This is a genomic window from Ruegeria sp. BB1, from assembly GCF_056539465.1.
Genome location: NZ_JBQFVB010000001.1, coordinates 1,531,124 through 1,550,799, shown reverse-complemented (window position 1 = coordinate 1,550,799; position 19,676 = coordinate 1,531,124). Strand labels below are relative to the sequence as shown.

16 protein-coding genes are annotated in these 19,676 nt (G+C 58.6%); 5 read left to right on the top strand and 11 right to left on the bottom strand.

The genetic code is table 11. The features are described from left to right. The first annotated feature begins 1 nt into the window (after window position 1). Window positions 2–1,234: an HlyD family secretion protein gene (locus ACR0AL_RS07745; RefSeq protein WP_480662509.1), complete on the top strand. Its 1,233-nt coding sequence runs from the start codon at window positions 2–4 to the stop codon at window positions 1,232–1,234. Between the two features lie 19 nt (window positions 1,235–1,253). On the opposite strand, the gene ACR0AL_RS07740 is transcribed toward ACR0AL_RS07745, so the two are convergent. The 9 genes from ACR0AL_RS07740 to ACR0AL_RS07700 all read right to left on the bottom strand — a co-directional run bounded on the left by ACR0AL_RS07740 (window position 1,254) and on the right by ACR0AL_RS07700 (window position 12,431). Next, window positions 1,254–2,687 carry an MFS transporter gene (locus ACR0AL_RS07740; protein WP_480662507.1) on the bottom strand — a complete coding sequence of 478 codons (1,434 nt, stop codon included), beginning with the start codon at window positions 2,685–2,687 and terminating at the stop codon, window positions 1,254–1,256. Window positions 2,688–2,750: 63 nt separating this feature from the next. Further along, entirely contained in the window at window positions 2,751–3,824 is a 1,074-nt protein-coding gene (locus ACR0AL_RS07735) for a BMP family ABC transporter substrate-binding protein (protein WP_170347786.1), read from the bottom strand. Window positions 3,825–3,855: 31 nt separating this feature from the next. After that, window positions 3,856–4,776 carry an ABC transporter permease gene (locus tag ACR0AL_RS07730; RefSeq protein ID WP_170374180.1) on the bottom strand — a complete coding sequence of 307 codons (921 nt, stop codon included), beginning with the start codon at window positions 4,774–4,776 and terminating at the stop codon, window positions 3,856–3,858. A 3-nt stretch (window positions 4,777–4,779) separates the two neighbouring features. Then, the gene (locus tag ACR0AL_RS07725) at window positions 4,780–5,091 is read right to left on the bottom strand and encodes a hypothetical protein (RefSeq protein ID WP_170347788.1); all 312 of its coding nucleotides are present in this window, start codon (window positions 5,089–5,091) and stop codon (window positions 4,780–4,782) included. Further along, window positions 5,088–6,173, bottom strand: coding sequence for an ABC transporter permease (locus ACR0AL_RS07720; RefSeq protein ID WP_170347789.1), 1,086 nt, complete (start codon window positions 6,171–6,173; stop codon window positions 5,088–5,090). The genes ACR0AL_RS07725 and ACR0AL_RS07720 overlap by 4 nt, the downstream gene beginning before the upstream one ends. A 36-nt stretch (window positions 6,174–6,209) precedes the next feature. Further along, window positions 6,210–7,727 (bottom strand): ABC transporter ATP-binding protein, encoded by a 1,518-nt coding sequence (locus ACR0AL_RS07715; protein ID WP_170347790.1) that lies wholly within the window; start codon window positions 7,725–7,727, stop codon window positions 6,210–6,212. Further along, window positions 7,724–8,659, bottom strand: coding sequence for a xanthine dehydrogenase accessory protein XdhC (gene xdhC, locus ACR0AL_RS07710; RefSeq protein ID WP_480662505.1), 936 nt, complete (start codon window positions 8,657–8,659; stop codon window positions 7,724–7,726). The genes ACR0AL_RS07715 and xdhC overlap by 4 nt, the downstream gene beginning before the upstream one ends. Beyond that, window positions 8,659–11,073 (bottom strand): xanthine dehydrogenase molybdopterin binding subunit, encoded by a 2,415-nt coding sequence (xdhB, locus tag ACR0AL_RS07705; RefSeq protein WP_170347792.1) that lies wholly within the window; start codon window positions 11,071–11,073, stop codon window positions 8,659–8,661. Before xdhB ends, xdhC begins: the two co-directional genes overlap by 1 nt. Continuing rightward, window positions 11,070–12,431, bottom strand: coding sequence for a xanthine dehydrogenase small subunit (locus ACR0AL_RS07700; RefSeq protein WP_480662503.1), 1,362 nt, complete (start codon window positions 12,429–12,431; stop codon window positions 11,070–11,072). The genes xdhB and ACR0AL_RS07700 overlap by 4 nt, the downstream gene beginning before the upstream one ends. Before the next feature lie 343 nt (window positions 12,432–12,774). Here ACR0AL_RS07700 and dnaE point away from each other — a divergent pair, with 343 nt between their 5' ends. The 3 genes from dnaE (at window position 12,775) to ACR0AL_RS07685 (ending at window position 16,956) form a co-directional block, all read left to right on the top strand. Beyond that, entirely contained in the window at window positions 12,775–16,275 is a 3,501-nt protein-coding gene (gene dnaE / locus ACR0AL_RS07695; RefSeq protein ID WP_480662501.1) for a DNA polymerase III subunit alpha, read from the top strand. A gap of 85 nt (window positions 16,276–16,360) precedes the next feature. Then, window positions 16,361–16,582, top strand: coding sequence for a YMGG-like glycine zipper-containing protein (locus ACR0AL_RS07690; protein WP_170347795.1), 222 nt, complete (start codon window positions 16,361–16,363; stop codon window positions 16,580–16,582). A gap of 5 nt (window positions 16,583–16,587) precedes the next feature. Then, complete coding sequence (locus ACR0AL_RS07685; RefSeq protein WP_254440162.1) at window positions 16,588–16,956, top strand: YmgD family protein; 369 nt, start codon at window positions 16,588–16,590, stop codon at window positions 16,954–16,956. Between the two features lie 44 nt (window positions 16,957–17,000). On the opposite strand, the gene ACR0AL_RS07680 is transcribed toward ACR0AL_RS07685, so the two are convergent. Then, window positions 17,001–17,759 (bottom strand): SDR family NAD(P)-dependent oxidoreductase, encoded by a 759-nt coding sequence (locus ACR0AL_RS07680; protein WP_170374192.1) that lies wholly within the window; start codon window positions 17,757–17,759, stop codon window positions 17,001–17,003. A gap of 105 nt (window positions 17,760–17,864) precedes the next feature. After that, complete coding sequence (locus ACR0AL_RS07675) at window positions 17,865–18,059, bottom strand: SlyX family protein (RefSeq protein WP_170360583.1); 195 nt, start codon at window positions 18,057–18,059, stop codon at window positions 17,865–17,867. Window positions 18,060–18,185: 126 nt separating this feature from the next. On the opposite strand from ACR0AL_RS07675, the gene hisS reads away from it, so the two are divergent. Next, the gene (hisS, locus tag ACR0AL_RS07670; protein ID WP_170347798.1) at window positions 18,186–19,673 is read left to right on the top strand and encodes a histidine--tRNA ligase; all 1,488 of its coding nucleotides are present in this window, start codon (window positions 18,186–18,188) and stop codon (window positions 19,671–19,673) included. The last annotated feature ends 3 nt before the right edge of the window (window positions 19,674–19,676 follow it).

Sequence of the window (19,676 nt, the reverse complement as noted above, 5' to 3'; positions counted from 1 at the left end):
TATGCTTGAGACATTGATGTGCGCGCTGGTGACGGTGCTGCCCGACTACCTGTTTCGACGCTACGTGCAGGGTAAGCGGATCGGGCATGAGATTACCCTGTTTACCATGTGGTACGAACTGCGCTGGGGTCTGACCACCTGTGCGATTCTGGCGCTGACCGTGATCACCACGCTGTTCTACTTTCATCCGGCGAGCAAGACGGCGGCCTCGTATTTCCGCACCGTGACGATCCTGCCACAACTGGGTGGTCGCGTATCCGAGGTCTATGTGAAAAACAATGAACTCGTGACAGCGGGGCAGCCGATCTTCCGGATCGAGGATTTCACACAGAGAGCCATGGTCGAGGCCGCGCACGCCGATATAGCGCAGGTTCAGGCATCGCTCAGGGTGGCGCAGACCGATCTGGCTGAGGCTGAGGCTGGCATCGCCGGGGCACGCGCTGCGTTGGATCAGTCGCTTGAGGATCTTGAACGCAACACCACGCTGCGGGACGAAGGGTCCAGCGCCGTGCGTCTGGCCGAGATTGACCGGCTGGAAAACCTGGTGGCCGAGCGTGAGGCACAATTGCGGGCCGCCGAGTCACAGCGCGCAGCAGTCGTGCAGCAGATCGAGGAGTTGATCCCCGCTCAACTGGCCAGCGCCAACGCTCAGCTGGACGCTGCCCTGACCGAGCTGGACAAAACCCTGATCAGCGCCGGGGTCACTGGCCGGATTGAACAGTTTGGCCTGCAGGTCGGCGACTATGTCAGCCCTCTGTTGCGTCCGGCAGGTATCTTGGTGCCGTCACACTCGGGCCATGATCGGTTTCAGGCCGCTTTCAACCAAATGTCCGCTCAGGTTATCAAGCCAGGAATGATCGGAGAGCTGGGTTGTATGACCAAGCCGTTCACCGTGATCCCGATGGTCGTGGTTGAGGTGCAGGATGTTATCCCCTCGGGCCAAATTCGCCCTTCGGATGAGCTGCGGGATGTGCAGGCCAATACCAATCCCGGATCAATCCTGGTGTATATGGAGCCGCTTTATAAAAGCATGGCCGATGACATCCCGCCGGGCAGCAACTGTCTGGCCAATGTCTATACCGACAACCACGAACGGCTAGAGCATGAGGATTTGGGTTTCTGGAAATCTGCAACGCTGCATGTGATCGACACGATCGGCGTTGTTCACGCTGCGGGCCTGCGCCTGCGTCTGATCCTGATGCCGGTGAATACGTTGGTTTTGACCGGTCATTAAACCAACCCCGGCCGCGCCGTCACTTAGTCGCGCGGCCGGGTATTTTCGCCTCGGTCAGCGAGGCATAAGAATAGGCCAGAACGCAGGCTGCGAAGCCTGCCACAAAGCCAAATACCATGGTGTATGAGTTGCTGAGGGCATAGACGGAACTGCCCAAGGCCATGCCGACCGTGCCACCCAACAGTTGAAACGTCATGGATATCCCGCTGGCCTGCCCGTGCAGATCCTGTGGCACGGCAAGCATGATGGTCCGTCGGGGCGGGACAAACAGGAACGGTACGCAACACCCCCACAAAACATAGCCAGCGAAGATCGGCGCCGTGACTTCCAGATGCATTCCCAACGCAACCAGCACGATGGCCAGTGTCCCCAACGCTGTGCCCGTCAGCGATGGGCCGCGCGTGCCAAACCTGTCGGCCACCTTACCGGCCAATGGGGCCACGAAGATCTGCGGAAACGCGATTGGCAAAAGGGCGGCACCGGCGGCCAGCGGTGAAAAGCCAAGTTTGGTTTGAAAATACGACGCGCCGAACACAAACAGGGCAATCTTGCCGAACTGCGCAGTGAACAGGATCATGTTCGAGGCCGCGAAACCCGGCTTTGCAAATAGTGATATTGCAATCAGTGGCGTTTGAATGCGTTGTTCGACCCGGACAAATAGGGCCAGCGCTACGAAGCCTGCAAGAAGCGCCATAATCACCTCGGGCTGGGTCCAGCCCCGATCTGGCCCCTCCATGATCCCGAACACCAGCGCAGCCAGACCCGGCACCAGCAGCAACAGACCCTTCCAGTCAAACCCAAGTACAGGCTGGTGTGGTGGATCACGCCAGTAGGCCCAGGCAATCGCGGCAACAGCCAATACAATTGGCGGGTTGACCCAGAAAATCCAGCGCCGCGACAAGTATTCGGTCAATATGCCTCCGACCAGTGGCCCGAGTGACAGAAAGACTGTTCCGATGCCGCCGTACAGACCAAGGGCAAGACCGCGTTCCTTTTCATCGAAGGACTGGATCAGCACCACCATCGACAAGGGAAAGATCAGCGCAGCACCAACGCCCTGAACCGCGCGGGCCGTCAGCAGCGCCAGGCCGCTCTCGGCAAACCCTCCCAACGCTGAGGATAGACCAAAGATTAAAAGGCCCACGCTCAGCAAAACCCGGATGCCCAAAATGTCGCCCAATCGTCCCGCAGCGCCGGCAAAACAGGCCAACACCAAAAGGTAAATATTGACCACCCAATGCGCATCCAACCGCGACAGATTTAGTTCGGCCCGGATGGTGGGCAACGCGACACTGACGACTGTTTCATCCAGCAATATGACGCCAAGAATGGCCCCCATCGCGCCAAGTATCCACCAGCGGCTGCGATCTTGTGCCTTGGTTTGCATCGGTTTTTCGTCCCACCGTTGATGGATCACCGACCCCATCAGGTCTGGTGCCGGCCCGTTCGTCAAGGCGCACTCCAACAAAAAAGGGCCAGCCAAATGGCCAGCCCTTCGGTGTGAGTGTTGTTAGGTTTACTGCGGAATGTCGCCTTCCAGCCCTTCGACGTAGAAGTTCATCCCTGCCAGTGTCCCGTCATCGGCGGTTTCGCCTTCTGCCAGCCAGTCGCTGCCGTCCTGCTTTTTCAGCGGACCCGTGAAGGGGTGGTATTCACCTGCGGCCATGGCGGCCTTCATCGCCAGCGCTTCTTCTTTCACTTCGGCAGGAACCGCGTCCGAGATTTCGCCAATCTCAACCATGCCTTCTTTGATGCCGTCCCAGGTGTTCACGGTTTCCCACGACCCATCCATAACAGCCTGAGTGCGCGCGATGTAGTATGGCGCCCAGTTGTCGATGATCGAGGATACGCGCGGCTTGGGGGCGTATTCGCTCATGTCCGAGGCCTGCCCGAAGGTGATTACGTTGCCTGCCTCTTGCGCGGCCGCCTGCGGCGCGGTCGAGTCAGTGTGCTGCAGGATCACGTCGGCGCCCTGTTCGATCAGAACGGTGGCGGCGTCCGCTTCTTTTGCGGGATCGAACCAAGTGTAAGCCCAGACAATCTTGAACTCGACATCCGGGTTCACCTTCTTGGCGTGAATATAGGCCGAGTTGATGCCGCGGATCACTTCGGGGATCGGGTAGGAACCAATATAGCCGACGATGTTCGACTCGGTCATTTTACCGGCGATGTGGCCCTGAACGGCACGACCTTCATAAAAGCGAGCAGAATAGACCGAGACGTTGTCGGCGGTCTTGTAGCCAGTCGCATGCTCGAACTTCACGTTCGGGAATTTCTTGGCCACGTTAATGGTCGGGTCCATATAGCCGAACGAAGTGGTAAAGATCAGGTCAGCCCCTTCCAGCGCCATCTGAGTCATCACACGTTCAGCGTCCGGGCCTTCGGGCACTGATTCCACGAATACAGTTTCGACCTTGTCACCGAAATGCTCTTCGACCGCCAGACGGCCCTTGTCGTGTTCATAGGTCCAGCCGCCGTCGCCGACGGGGCCGACATAGACGAAACCGACTTTGGTTTTGTCTTCGGCCATGGCGCTTGTCGCCAGACCCAGCGCCATGGCGGCGCTTGCCAAAAGTGATGTGAATTTCATGTGTTACTCCCCAAGTTGGTTTAATTGGCCCCTAGTGTGAGGCATGGAAGATCCGGCCTAGTGAGGCAGGTGCGCTGCTCTTGTCGGCCGAAAGGATCACAAGCACAAGGATCGTGATGATATAGGGCGACATTGCCAGATACTCGACTGGAATGGCAACGCCCGCCGCCTGCAAATTAAGCTGCAACACCGTGATTCCGCCGAACAAATAGGCTCCCAGCAAGGCGCGCCATGGCTTCCAGCTGGCGAAGACCACCAGCGCCAGGGCGATCCAGCCGACACCGGCCGTCATGCCCTCTGTCCACTGCGGGACGCGGATCAGGCTGATATAGGCTCCGCCGAGGCCCGCGCAGGCGCCACCGAACAGGATCGCCATGATGCGGATCTTGATGACCTTGTAGCCCAAAGCATGCGCCGCATCGTGGTTTTCGCCCACCGCGCGCAGGATCAGACCGACACGGGTGTATTTCAGAACGGCCCACACGGCGGCCGTCAGGGCGATACCGACATACAGGATCGGGTCATGCTGGAACAGGATCGGACCGATCACAGGGATATCGCTGATCACCGGGATGTGGATGTCACCCATGCTGGGCGGTTTGATGCCAACATAGCTTTGACCCAAAAGGGCACTGAATCCGAGGCCAAACAGCGTCAGCGCCAGACCACTGGCCACTTGATTGGCCAGCGCGAACTGTGTCAGCAGCACAAACAGCAGCGACAGTACGGCGCCGCCGATGGCCGCCGCAATGAACCCCAGCCAGGGCGATCCGGTTTCGACTGAGATCGCAAAGCCGCTGATTGCACCCACGATCATCATGCCTTCGACGCCAAGGTTCAGGACGCCTGCTTTCTCGACCACCAGCTCTCCGATTGCAGCCAGCAGCAGCGGGGTTGCAGCCACCATTAGCGACGCGATCAGAAGTACGGGATTAATTTCGCCAAGGTCCATGGGTCACTCCTTGACCAGAAAGAGGAAAACAGACGCAGCGCTTGCCGCAAGACACACAAACATCGGGGCAAGCCGGGTTAAGAAACCAAACCGTTCGGGCCAAGGACCGCTTAGGCGCTCTGCGAGTTTGTTCATGGGGTGAAACAGGACGACAATCAGCAATCCGGCGACTACCCGAGCCGTGTCGAAACTGTTCGTTGCCATATCGGTTAAAAGCAGGACGCATCCCATGAATATTGGAAAGAGTAGTCCGAGACCTACGTGAATAATCATCGCGCGGCGATCTGTTTGAATGGCGCTGACTAAGGCATTCATAACGCTACCTCGCTATGGGCCGCACGGATGCGGTAGTTGGTCAAAAGGTCGAAAGCCAGCAGGAAGAACAGAAGCATTCCCTGGAACACCTGAATGGCAGCGGCGGGCAGGCCCAGCTGAGACTGCGCGATTTCACCGCCGATATAAGTCAGCGCCATCAGGCCACCGGCCAGCAGGATACCCACCGGATGCAGGCGGCCCAGAAAGGCCACGATGATCGCGGTAAAGCCATAGCCGACGTTAAAGTCGATGCTGACCACACCCGATGGGCCGGACACTTCGAACATCCCAGCAAGCCCTGCCAGCGCACCGGACAGACCCAGACAGAACAGGATCAGACGTGCCGGGTTCACGCCTGCAAACTTTGCCGCGCGAGGGGCTTCTCCGGTCAGCCGGATGTGGAAGCCCAACATGTGTCGGTTCAGCAGGACATAGGCAAAGATCACCGCGATCAGCGCGGTCACGACACCCCAGTGCATCCCGGACCCCGCGATCAGTTCCGCATTATGTGCGCTTTCATAGGATTGCAGGTTACGCGAGCCGGGAAAGCCGAAGCCTTCAGGGTTTTTCAGCAGGCCCAGCGAGACCGAGGCCAGCATCTGTTCGGCCACGTACACCAGCATCAGCGAAACAAGTATTTCATTGGTGCCGAAGCGGACCTTTAGAAAGGCCGGAATGGATGCCCACAACCAACCGCCAAGCGCGCCAGCGATCACCATGATCGGAAAGACGTAAAACGCCTCTAGCGGATAGAAGGCCAAGCCCGCACCGGCCCCAAAGATGGCACCCATGATGTATTGACCCTCGGCCCCGATATTCCAGATACCGGCGCGGAAACCCAGCGATAGGCCAATGGCGATCAGCACCAGAGGTGCCCCTTTCACCAGCAATTGCGGACGGTAATAAAAGGCGAATTCTCCGAACAGAGGTTCCCAGAAAATAGTGCCGATGGCTTCGATCGGGTTCTTACCCAGAATGGCGAACAGAATGCCGCCAAACACCATCGTTGCCAACACCGCCACCAGCGGGGTGGCATAAGACCACGCCTTGGACGGCTGCGGCCGTTTCTCCAACACAATCATCCGCTCATCCCCCTGATTTCATTCTTTTGTAATGGATTAGACATGGGCCACCTCCATGCCATGTGCGCCGCCCATCATCAGGCCAATCTCATCCACGGTCAGGCCGGTGGTTGGGCGCGGCGCGCTCAGACGCCCTTCGTTGAGGGCGGCAAAGCTGTCCGAGATTTCCATTAATTCATCTAGATCTTGGCTAATGCAGATGACTGCGGTTCCTTTGGCCGCCAGGTCCAGAATGGACTGCCGGATCGAGGCTGCAGCCGCCGCGTCCACGCCCCAGGTGGGCTGGTTCACCACCAGAACGTCAGGGTTCTGCAACACCTCGCGTCCGATCACGAATTTCTGCAGGTTGCCGCCTGATAATGACCGCGCCGCATTTTCGGGGCCCGGCGTGCGGACGTCGAAGGCGCTGATGATTTTCTCGGCGAAACTTTTGGTTTCTGACCACTTCAGAAAGCCGTTGCTTTCCAAACCTTCGCGCACCGAACCGGTCAGCAAAGCGTTTTCGGTCAGGCTCATGTCCGGGGCCGCTGCATGGCCCAGCCGTTCTTCGGGCGCGGTCAGCACGCCCAGCTTGCGTCGGGCCGTCGGCCCCAGCTTGCCGATCGGCTGGCCGTTAAACTTGATGGCATCTGCTGTTGTCTGGATTTCACCGGACAGGACGCCCAGCAGTTCATCCTGACCGTTGCCAGCCACACCGCCGACCCCCAGAACCTCGCCCTTACGGACTGTCATGTGAACGTTCTTCAAAGCCGTGCCAAATTCCGAGGGCGACGGAACCGACAGCCCGCTTACATCCAGCGCTACCTCGCCAAATTCACGCCCCGAGCGTTCCGGTGTCTGCAAGGTCGAGCCGACCATCATCTCGGCCATGTCCCGCGCCGAGGTTTCAGAGGGCACACACTCACCTACGTTCTTGCCCAGACGCAAAATGGTGGCGTGGTCGCAAAGCGTGCGAATTTCTTCCAGCTTGTGCGAGATATACAGGATCGAGGTGCCCTCGGACCGCAATTTGTTCAGTGTTTCGAACAGGATCTCAACCTCTTGCGGGGTCAGAACCGAGGTCGGCTCGTCCATGATCAGCAGCTTGGGGTCCTGCAACAGGCAGCGGATGATCTCGACCCGCTGACGCTCGCCGGCGGAAAGATCGCCAACGGTGCGGAACGGATCCAGCGGCAGGCCATAGGTTTCCGACACTTCGCGGATACGCGAGGCCAGATCGCCCATTGGCGGCGGGTTCTCCATCCCCAGCGCGATATTTTCGGCCACGTTCAGCGCGTCAAACAGCGAGAAGTGCTGGAACACCATCGCGATCCCGTCGGCTCGTGCGGCGCGGGGTTCCGGTGGCGCAAAAGCCTGACCGCGCAGCAGCATTGTGCCGCTGTCGGGCTTCACCAGCCCATAGATCATTTTCACCAGCGTGGATTTACCCGCGCCGTTTTCGCCCAGCAGGGCATGAACTTCGCCTTCGCCGATGTCAAAGGACACCTGATCATTGGCCACGACGCCGGGATAGGCCTTGGTTAAACCTTGTAAGCTTAGCAGTGGAGTGGTCACGCGCTCAGGTCCTTTTTCAATTCGTTCTGCCGGGCGGGACGCAGCAGGTCTGCTGCGACGCCAACGGCGATCATCTGCGGGTGTTTGCCCAAGTCGGGGTCGCCGATTGGACAGGTGATCCGGTTAATCCGTTCGGGCATATGCCCCAGCGCTGCCAACCGAGACCGGAATCGCGCCCATTTCGTAGCCGAGCCGATCAGCCCCGCAAAGCGGAAATCGTGTGAAAGCAGCCGGTTGCACAGCTCCAGGTCCAGATTGTGTGAATAAGTCAGCACAAGATGTTCGGCATTGGTCGGCGCGTGGCGCACCAACTCGGCCGGTTTTGCTACCGGAACCACTGTTACTCCGTTTGGAACCGTGTTCGGAAAACGCTCAGGTGCAGTGTCGACCCATGTGATTGCCAGATCGGGCAATGGTGCGAGCACATCCACAAGTGCACGGCCGACATGACCTGCACCCCATATCCACAGATTGCGGGCCGGTTTGTGTACCGGTTCAACCATCCAGCCGTCGATCAGTTGCGGATCGGGCGCGATACCCTGACCGCGCGCAGCCGCCAGCAGGCGTTTGACGGACAGGGGCATGTCATCTCCCGCTGCCGTTCTTGCGATGACCATATCGTCCAGAGCGTCCACCGCGTTGGCGTCAAAGACTTCGCTAAACAACGAGACCGCGCCGCCGCAGCACTGCCCCATGTCTGGGCCAAGCGCATGATGCGTCAGTCGCGAGGATACGATTTGGGTTCGTGCGGCCTGGGCTGCTTCGTATTCAAGTACGCCACCCCCGATTGTACCGCTTTGCCCATCCTTCCAAACCAGCATAGCGGCCCCAACTTCGCGTGGGGACGACCCTTTGATCGCCGCGATGACCACCCGAGTTACTTTCCCGTTGGTTTTGACCGCCTCCCTCAAAGCCTCCAGGTCGAATCCCATCAGATGCCTCCCTTCACCCTTTGGACGCCGCGCCAGACTTCTTCGGCCGTGGCAGGCGCATCCAGTGCCGGGTAGCTGTCTCCACAGGCCGCCACCGCGTTGGACAGTGCCAGCCAGGCGGAAATTCCTAACATAAAGGGCGGCTCACCCACCGCTTTTGAGCGATAGATCGTGTCTTCGCGGTTCTGTCCGTCCCAGAGTGCGACGTTGAAAATGTCGGGTCGGTCCGAACAGGCGGGGATTTTGTAGGTTGACGGTGCATGCGTGCGCAGGTTGCCCTTGTCGTCCCAGACCAGTTCTTCGGTCGTCAGCCAGCCTGCGCCTTGCACATAGCCACCTTCTACCTGCCCGATATCCAGTGCCGGGTTCAGCGACGCACCCGCATCATGCAGGATGTCGGTGCGCAGAATGCGGTTCTCTCCGGTCAATGTGTCGACGGCAACCTCGGTGATCGAAGCGCCATAAGCAAAGTAGTAAAACGGGCGGCCCCGGCCCTTGATCCGGTCCCATTCGATCTTAGGCGTCTTGTAGAACCCGGTTGCCGACAGACTGATGCGCCCTTGATACGCCAATGCAGCGGCTTCAGCGAAGGTATAGCGTTCTTCGCCGACCGAGACGTGGCCATCCGTGAAGGTAACGCTGGACGGATCAGCCTGATGCCGTTCGGCCAGATAGTCGGCCATCCGATCGCGGATCGTGTCGCACGCGGCCTTCACCGCCATGCCGTTCAAGTCACTGCCCGAAGACGCGGCCGTGGCAGAGGTATTCGGCACCTTGGCCGTGTCTGTGGCGGTGATCTTTACCAACTCGAGCGGAATGCCAAAGCGCGAGGCCGCAACCTGCGCGACTTTCTGGAACAGGCCCTGGCCCATTTCTGTGCCGCCATGGTTCAAGTGGACCGAACCGTCCTGATACACATGCACCAGCGCACCCGCCTGGTTCAGGTGGGTCAGCGTGAAGGAAATCCCGAATTTCACCGGAGAGAAGGCGATGCCTTTCTTGATCACGCTGTTTTCGGCGTTCCACGCCGCGATCGCCGTCTTGCGCGCGGCATAGTCGCTGGATTTCAGCAGCGCTTCGGTCATGCCGTGCAGTTCGAAATCGGTGACTTCCATGCCGTAGGGCGTTGTATTGCCGCCTTCCGGCACCGGGCGCACGGGCGGAGCGGTCTCAACCTGCTCAACAGCGCCAAGGCTTGTCAGATCCTCATGCGGATCGACGCGTTCCAACGGACGCTTCGCCAGATGTTCAGGTTCCATGGTTGGCGGATGGGCAGGGTCGTAATAGTTCCGGCGGCGCAGCTCGACCGGGTCCAGACCCAATTCATAAGCGGCGTGGTCCATGACCCGTTCAATCGCGATCATGCCCTGCGGGCCGCCAAATCCGCGGTAGGCGGTGGCGGATTGGGTGTTGGTTTTCAGCCGGTGGCTTTCAATCCGCGCATTGGGCAACAGATAGGCATTATCCGAATGCAGCATGGCACGGTCAGCGACCGGCAGGGACAGGTCCTGCGCCCAGCCGCAGATGGCGTATTGCAGGAAGGACACGCCCTGAATATGGCCATGCTCATCAAAGCCTGCGCGATACGAAATCCGGAACGCATGGCGCTTGCCGGTGATGACCATGTCATCGTCGCGGTCATAGCGCATCTTGCAGGCCTTGCCGGTTACACGCGCGGCAATGGCACAGGCCACGGCCAGCGCGTTGCCCTGGCTTTCCTTGCCGCCGAACCCTCCGCCCATGCGGCGGGTTTCGACCCGTACGGCGTGCATTGGAACGCCCAAAGCGTCAGCAACCTTGTGCTGAATCTCGGTCGGGTGCTGGGTCGAGGAATGCACCAGCATATCCGCACCTTCGTTCGGCACGGCCAGGGCGGCCTGACCTTCCAGATAGAAATGTTCCTGCCCGCCGAGCTCAAAGCCCCCGTCGATAACATGGGTCGCGCCCGCGATAGCCGCATCCGCGTCGCCCTTGGCATAAATGCGCGGGCCTTCCTCGAACCGGCTATTGGCAGCAAGCGCCTCTTCGACCGTCAGGATTGGGATTTCTTCGTCATAGTCGATCTTGCCCAGCCGTGCGGCCTTGCGGGCGGCCAGATGGCTGTTGGCGACCACCAGAAAAACGGGTTGGCCGATATAGTGAACGGTGCCGTCAGACAGCAGCGGCTCATCATGGATCGAGGGCGAGACATCGTTGGCAAAAGGCAGGTCTTCGGCCGTCATGACCATCTCGACGCCTTCGGCTGCTTTGACCGCGGACAATTCCATCGCGGTGATCTTGCCCTTGGCAATCGGGCTCATACCGAACGCCAGATACAGCGTTCCCTTGGGCGTCGGAATGTCATCTACGTAGCGGGCGGTGCCGGACACATGAAGCGGCGCTGCGTCGTGGGGGAGGGGTTTTGTCACGCTCATGCCGACACCTCCAGCACGTTGGTCACGTGGCCCTGATCTTCAAGGTAATACCTTTCCAGCAGCGCCTTGGCCGTCTCAAGCCGATAGGTGGCCGAGGCGCGCATATCCGTCATTGGTGTGAAGTCATCGTCAAAGGCCAGCATCGCAGTATGCACCGTTTCACGTGTCCATGGATTGCCGTTCAACGCGGCCTCGACTTGAGTGGCGCGTTTTGGGACGCCGGCCATGCCACCAAAGGCGATGCGCGCCTGGTCGACGACACCATTTGAAACGGTGATGTTGAAACAGCCACACACGGCCGAGATATCCTGATCGAACCGTTTGCTGATCTTATAAGCCTTCAGGCGATCCGCCTGACGGGGGAAGCTGACGGCCTCAACAAACTCGCTGGGGCTGCGGTCCTGCTTGCCGTAGTCGATGAAGAACTCCTCCAGCGGTATCGAACGGCGGTCGTTGCCCTTGCGCAGATGCAGGGTGGCGTTCAGGGCAATCAGCGCAGGCGGGTTGTCCCCGATTGGGGAGCCATTGGCGATGTTGCCGCCGACGGTGGCCGCGTGGCGCACCTGAACGCTGGCATAACGGCGGATCATCTCGGCGTACGAGGGGTGCAGATCGGTCAGCGCCTCGCCCATGCGGTTCATATCGACCATGGCCCCAAAACGAATTTCATCGTCCGCTATTGTAATGTCTTTCAGATCGTCACAGCGATTCAGGAAGATCACCGGATCAAGATCGCGCAATTGCTTGGTGACCCACAGCCCTACATCGGTTGCGCCCGCGACCAAAATGGCATCTGGGTGTTCGGCATAGACCGCGGCCAATTCGTCAGAGGAGCCCGGCAGCATGGGCATCGTGGCAGATGTAGAACCAGGTTTGTCCTTGACCCAAACGGGCACGGGGTGTTCTTCGGCGGCTTTTGCTGCCCGAATGATCGGGGCGTATCCGGTGCAGCGACAAAGGTTCCCCGCCAACTGCGTGTCATGGTCCTTTGCGCCGCTCGAATGGCTGGCCACCATCGACATCACGAAACCGGGGGTGCAAAAGCCGCATTGCGATCCATGCAGATCAACCATGGCCTGCTGCACCGGATGGGCTTCGCCATTTGGGCCACTTGCACCTTCGACGGTACGAACCGCTTTGCCGTGCAGTTGCGGTAAAAACAGGATGCAGGAATTCAGCGCCTTGGCGCCGCCTTCATCCGTGACCATGACGGTGCAAGCCCCGCAATCACCTTCGTTGCAGCCTTCCTTGGTGCCGGTCAGGCCCCGATCCTCGCGCAGCCAATCCAGCAGGGTCGCTGTCGGATTGACATCCGCCAGTTCCACTGTCTCTCCGTTCAGAAGAAACGTGATATCCATTCGAGAAACCCGTCGCCTTACCCGGTTGCGCCCCTGTGGCCCTCCTTCGATGCGACGTAGAAAGAGTGGCGGGCGGAAAGCTTGCCATTAGATGTTAGAAACAGGGCAGGTTATCTGGCAAGAAAAACTGCTTATATGATGTACCATTAGGACCGTTTTGCGAAAAAACACCGGGTTTCTGTAATATTCAGGCATCTGAAATTAAAGTGTTTTCTGTCAATCCAACGAATTTCTGCCCGAAGCACCTTCTGTAAAAACCGAACAATCGGTTTTGATTTTTTAAGCTTTCAAAAGCATCGGTTCCCGCTTTTGCCGCGCCGCTGGCTGGGATAGCGTAGGCGGTATGAGCAGCACCACACGATTCATTCACCTCCGCGTTCACACCGAATATTCCCTGCTGGAAGGCGCCGTACGGCTGAAAAAACTGCCCGCATTATGCGAAAAAATGGAGATGCCAGCCGTCGCCGTGACCGACACCAACAGCATGTTTTCGGCTTTGGAGTTTTCGGTCACCGCAAGCGGGGCAGGGGTGCAACCGATTATGGGGTGCCAGGTTGATCTGACCTATGTGCATGCGCAGCCAGGTGAAAAGCCGAAAATCCCGGCTCCGCTGGTGCTGCTGGCGCAGTCCGAGGTCGGATATGAGAACCTGATGAAGCTGAGTTCCTGTCTTTACGTGGACAAGGGCGGACAGCTTCCGCAGGTCACCTTGGAAGAACTGGCACAGCACTCGGACGGCCTGATCTGCCTGACAGGTGGGCCGGACGGGCCGGTGGGTATGTTGCTGCAGCAAGGCCAACGCCCGGCGGCTGAGGCTTTGGTGGATCGGCTGGCGGGCATGTTCCCTGATCGTCTTTACATCGAGTTGCAACGCCATCCGGGTGAGGGTGGCCAGCCCGAGGCCGAACACCTGACCGAGCGTGGGCATGTCGAAATGGCCTATGCCAAGAACCTGCCGCTGGTCGCCACCAATGATGTCTTTTTTCCCACTTCGGACATGTACGAGGCCCATGATGCGCTGATCTGTATTTCGGAAGGGGCGTATGTCGATCAGCAGGACGGACGCCGCCGTCTGACTGCGCAGCATTACTTCAAGTCGCAGCAGGAAATGGTGACATTGTTTGCCGATTTGCCCGAGGCGATCGAGAATACGGTGGAAATCGCCAAACGGTGCGCCTTCATGGCCTATCGCCGCGACCCGATCCTGCCGAAATTCGCCGATGACGAGGTCGCCGAACTGCGCCGCATCGCCAATGAAGGTCTGCAAAAACGTCTGGTAGTTATCCCGCATGCGGTGACGCCCGAGGAATATCAGGAACGGTTGGATTTCGAATTGGACATCATCGAAGGCATGGGGTTTCCCGGCTATTTCCTGATCGTTGCTGACTTTATCCAATGGGCGAAAGACGAAGACATTCCGGTGGGGCCGGGGCGGGGTTCGGGTGCGGGCTCGCTGGTGGCTTATGCTCTGACGATCACGGACCTTGATCCGCTACGTTATTCACTGCTGTTCGAACGGTTCCTGAACCCCGAACGGGTTTCAATGCCCGACTTCGATATCGACTTTTGTATGGACCGCCGTGAAGAAGTGATCCGCTACGTGCAGCAGAAATACGGCCGCGATAAGGTGGGGCAGATCATCACTTTTGGTGCCTTGCTGTCCAAGGCCGCCGTGCGCGATATCGGGCGAGTGTTACAGATGCCCTATGGCCAGGTGGATCGTCTGTCCAAGATGATCCCGGTCGAGGGTGTCAAACCCGTCTCCATCGAAAAAGCGTTGAAAGACGAACCCCGCCTGCGCGAAGAGGCCCGCAGTGAAGAGGTCGTGGACCGGCTGCTTACCTATGGCCAGCAGGTCGAGGGTCTGTTGCGGAACGCCTCGACCCACGCGGCGGGGGTAGTGATTGGGGACCGTCCGCTGGACGCGCTGGTGCCGCTGTATCAAGATCCGCGCTCGGATATGCCTGCAACCCAATTCAATATGAAATGGGTGGAACAGGCCGGTCTCGTCAAGTTCGACTTCTTGGGTCTGAAAACCCTGACCGTAATCCAGAATGCGATGGATCTGATCTTCAAATCCGGTCGACCCCTGCACATCGCCGCCGATAGCACGGAACTGTATGAGCCCGCCGAGGGGGCCGAAAACCAGATCAACGCTATCCCGCTGGATGACGAAGCGACGTATAAGCTCTATTCAGCCGCCAAGACGGTGGCGGTGTTCCAGGTGGAATCGTCGGGTATGATGGATGCGCTGAAACGCATGAAGCCCACGTGTATTGAGGATATCGTGGCGCTTGTGGCGCTCTATCGCCCGGGGCCAATGGAGAACATCCCCACTTACTGCGAGGTCAAGAATGGTCTTCGAAAGATTGAATCCGTACATCCTCTGATCGACCACATCCTTGAGGAAACCCAAGGCATCATCGTCTATCAGGAACAAGTGATGCAGATCGCGCAGGTGATGGCTGGGTACAGCCTTGGTGGCGCGGACCTGTTGCGCCGCGCGATGGGTAAGAAGATCAAAGAGGCGATGGATGCCGAACGCCCCAAATTCGAAAAGGGCGCGGGTGAGAATGGCGTGGATGCCAAGAAAGCCTCTGAGGTTTTCGACCTGTTGGAAAAATTCGCCAACTATGGTTTCAACAAGTCCCACGCCGCTGCCTATGCGGTGGTCAGCTATCAAACCGGTTGGCTAAAGGCGAACCACCCGGTCGAGTTTATGGCGGGTGTCATGAACTGCGATATCCATCTGACCGACAAACTGGCCGTGTATTTCGAAGAGGTTCGCAAGGGGTTAGAGCTGCCCTACGTGCCGCCCTGCGTGAACCGATCCCTGTCAACCTTTGATGTGGTCGACGGGCAGTTGGTCTATGCGCTGGGCGCGCTCAAGAACGTGGGCGCCGAGGCCATGACCCTCGTGGTTGATGGCCGCGGTGATAAGCCATTCGTCAACCTGTTCGACTTTGCCCGCCGTGTGGACCTGAAAAAAGTCGGCAAACGCCCGCTTGAAATGCTGGCGCGGGCCGGAGCATTCGACCAGCTTGATAAAAACCGCCGCCGTGTGTTCGAAAGCCTTGATCCGCTGGTACAGTACTCGGCGGCGATCCACGACCAAAAGAACTCGAACCAGGTTTCACTATTTGGCGAAGCAGGCGATGACTTGCCCGAACCCCGCTTGTCGCAAACGCCAGACTGGCTGCCTGCAGAACGCCTCAGCGAAGAGTTCAAAGCCATCGGTTTCTATCTGTCCGGTCACCCGCTGGACGACTATATGCCCGCGCTGAAACGCAAGAAGGTCATGACATTGGATGAGGTGACGGAACAGGCGCGCTCGGGCCCGTTCATTGCCAAGATGGCCGGTGTGGTGTCTGGGCGTCAGGAACGCAAATCGGCCAAGGGCAACCGCTTTGCCTTTGCGCAATTGTCTGACCCAAGTGGGGCGTTTGAGGTCACGCTGTTTTCGGAAACACTGGAGAAATCGCGCGAGTTTCTAGAGACCGGATCGCAAGTGGTGCTGACCGTCAAAGCCGAAATGGAATCCGATCAGCTCAAGTTGCTTGCGAATTCTGTTGGGCCGGTTGATTCTGTAGTTGCCGAAGCAGGCGCAACGGGGTTGCGAATATTTGTTGACGTCCCCGAGGTGCTTCCGACGGTCGCCAAGGTTCTAGAAGACGCGGCTGGTGCAGCCAAGCGCGCGGCCAAAGGGCCGATCCACATCTGTCTGCTGGATCCCGGTCTGCCGGGGGATGTTGAGATGGATCTGGGACAGGATTTCCCAATCAATCCGCAGATCAAGGGGGCCATTAAATCTTTGGATGGCGTCACCATGGTCGAGGAAATCTGACCCACCCTTTTGTTGCCACAGTGTTTTTGCGCCGCTAGGCTGGACTTATGCCCCGTTTCGGGGTGTGTCACAGGAGGGCACAGCTATGGCAATTACAGCTATTGGGTTCAGAACATTTGCATTGGCAGCCGCTGCGTCACTGGCGGTGGCGTCCGGGTCGCTGGCAGATGACAAGGATGACAAGAAGAAAAAGCAAACGATCGAAGGGGCTTTGATCGGAGCGGGCGTGGGTGCGTTGATCGGCGACGGCAAGGGTGCAGCCATCGGTGGCGTGGCCGGGGCCATTATCGGACATAACTGGAAGTGATTGTGATGCGGTTTGTTAGATTCAGAATGCTTGTTTGCGCCGCGATCCTGGCGGCCCCGTGTTTGGCGACGGCCGATGAGACTGCTGAACAGATGGTCCAGGACGCATTGCCTGTGATGCACTATACCTGCGCCTCGATTGCCGAGGAGGCGGACGGGGATGAAGCCTTTGTTGTAGAGGTTGTTGGTAAGATGACGGCCCTATCGCTCTACAACCGCCAGATCAATATCGAAGATCACGCGACCACGGACGAAGAAAAGGCCCAACTGCGTGAAGCTTTCATAGCCGCACTGTCGGAAGGCTGCGCCGCGGATAAGCATGCCCTCTTGGGCGGGGTGGTCGACAATGCGGTGAAAACGACGCTGGGTCTGTGATCAACGGTTTTCCGTATCTCTGACCAGATTTCTGGATTGAGAATTCAGTCGGGTGACCGAAGTGCGGGCAGCCCGACGCCAGTGCTCTCGAACCCGCCATCGGACGCAATCACTTGGCCAGTTACATAGCTGGCCTTGTCCGAGCAAAGAAATAAGATCACCTGAGCGATCTCTTCTTCCGAACCATAACGGTTCAGCGGAATGGCGTCATGATACGCGTTGATGATTTCGGGTGTGTGAACGGCCATCGCCAGCTTGGTACGAACCGGGCCGGGACAGACGCAATTGGCTCGAATCCCGTATTCTCCCAATTCTGCGGCTTGCTGTTTGGTCAGGTGGATGACGCCAGCTTTTGAAGTGCCGTACGCAACACGTAGGGTGCTGGCCCGCAGTCCCGAGATCGAGGCGATATTGACAATAGAGCCCCGGCTTTCGCGAAGGGCTGGAGTTGAAGCCTGTGAAACCAGAAACACACCGTCAAGATTGGTTTCCATGACGCGGCGCCACACCGCAAAGTCGTGTTGCTCGATTGGTCCAAAATCGGCGATACCCGCGTTGTTCACCACGGCGTCAATTCGTCCAAAATTCGACATAACGGCCTGTATTGTATCGTCCACCTGATCTGGATCTGAAACATCGGCAACAATCGGCATCGTGCCATCAAGATTGCTCGCCGCCTCGGTCAATGCTTCCGCATCACGATCGACCATCGCCACGTGCCACCCGTCCTGGAGAAACAGTCTTGAGGTAGCCAGCCCAATACCGCGCGCGGCACCGGTAACCAGAGCGAGTTTTTTGACCATTAAATTTCTCCGGTTATTTGGTTGCTGTGAATGCAACCCGTTTCACCAATGAGACTGAAGAAATAGAACTTCAGCCTCTTGATAAAGGTGGTACACAAAAAGCGCTCAATAATGCGGCGGACGTTCGTCTCCGAACACAACACCACCTGATCCTTCCTGCGCCCGTTCGCTTTCGCGACGCATCAGCATCTCGACCCGGCGGGTCAGGCGGTCGATCTCGGATTGCTGGCGGGTGACAACCGTGTTTAGTTCTTCGACCGTGCGGGTCAGATGGGCGATCTGCTCTTCCAGATGCTGCATAGGGGACTCCTTCTTTGCCGGTCATAGCGACACGTGAGGCCCAAGGCCAGCGAAAGCGCGCCTTGCCCCGATGCGGGCCATGAGATAGACCGCGCGCGGAACACTAAACGCCCAAGGACGCCCCACATGGCCAAGCCCAAGAAACAGCCCCGCCCCAAGGCAGTAACGCCAAAAGGGTTCCGCGACTATTTCGGCCAGGAAGTCACGCAGCGCACCGAGATGCTGCGGGCTATTGCGGACGTCTATCATCGATATGGTTTTGATGCCTTAGAGAGCAGCGCGGTTGAGACCGTTGAGGCGCTGGGCAAGTTTCTTCCCGACGTGGATCGCCCGAACGAGGGTGTGTTCGCGTGGCAGGAAGTGGACGAGAATGACAAGGGCGACTGGATGGCCCTGCGCTATGACCTGACCGCGCCACTGGCCCGAGTCTATGCGCAGCACCGCAATGATCTACCGACACCTTATCGCCGCTATGCAATGGGCCCGGTCTGGCGCAACGAAAAGCCGGGTCCGGGACGCTATCGTCAGTTTTACCAGTGTGACGCGGATACTGTGGGTACGGCCTCGATGGCGGCCGATGCCGAGATTTGCGCCATGTTGTCGGACACGCTTGAAACCGTGGGCATCCCGCGCGGCGACTACTTGGTACGGGTCAACAACCGCAAAGTTCTGAACGGCGTGCTTGAGGCGATGGGACTGGGCGAAGACGCTGCTGCCCGCGACAATGTCCTGCGCACCATCGACAAGTTCGACAAGGTGGGTGAGCAGGGCGTGCGCGAGTTGCTGACCAAAGGCCGTCTGGATGCCTCGGGGGCGTTTATCGACGGCGTGGGCCTCAGCGACGATCAGGCCGAACCAGTGATTGCTTTCCTGACTTCGAAAGCCGCAGACACCGCTGGGACATTGGCCAACCTTCGTGCTGCTGTCGGTGACAGCAAGATCGGTGCCGATGGTATTGCCGAACTGGAACAGATCGGCGCGTTGCTGGATGCGGGCGGCTATGGTGCGGATCGGATCGAGATTGACCCTTCAGTCGTGCGTGGCCTCGGTTACTATACCGGGCCGGTGTATGAGGCCGAACTGACCTTTGAGATTTTCGACGAGAAAGGCCGCAAGCGGCAGTTCGGGTCGGTCTCTGGCGGTGGTCGCTATGACGATCTGGTTAAGCGATTTACCGGGCAGGAAGTGCCTGCGACCGGTATTTCCATCGGTGTCGACCGTTTGCTGGCCGCGTTGCGCGAAAAGGGTCGGATCGCTGCGCAGGCGACAGGCCCCGTCGTTGTGACTGTCATGGACCGGGATCGGATGGCCGACTATCAGACCATGGTGGCCGAGCTGCGCAATGCTGGCATCCGGGCCGAGGTCTATCTGGGCAATCCCAAGAACTTTGGCAATCAGCTGAAATATGCGGATAAGAGGAACTCTCCGATCGCGGTGATTGAAGGCGGCGATGAAAAGGCCAATGGCATCGTACAGATCAAAGACCTGATCCTGGGTGCGAAGATCGCCGAAAGCGCCACGCTGGAGGAATGGAAAGAACGCCCAAGCCAGTTTGAAGTGCCGCGTGGCGATCTGGTCGCCAAGGTGCGCGAAATTCTGGACAGTCAGGACTGATCC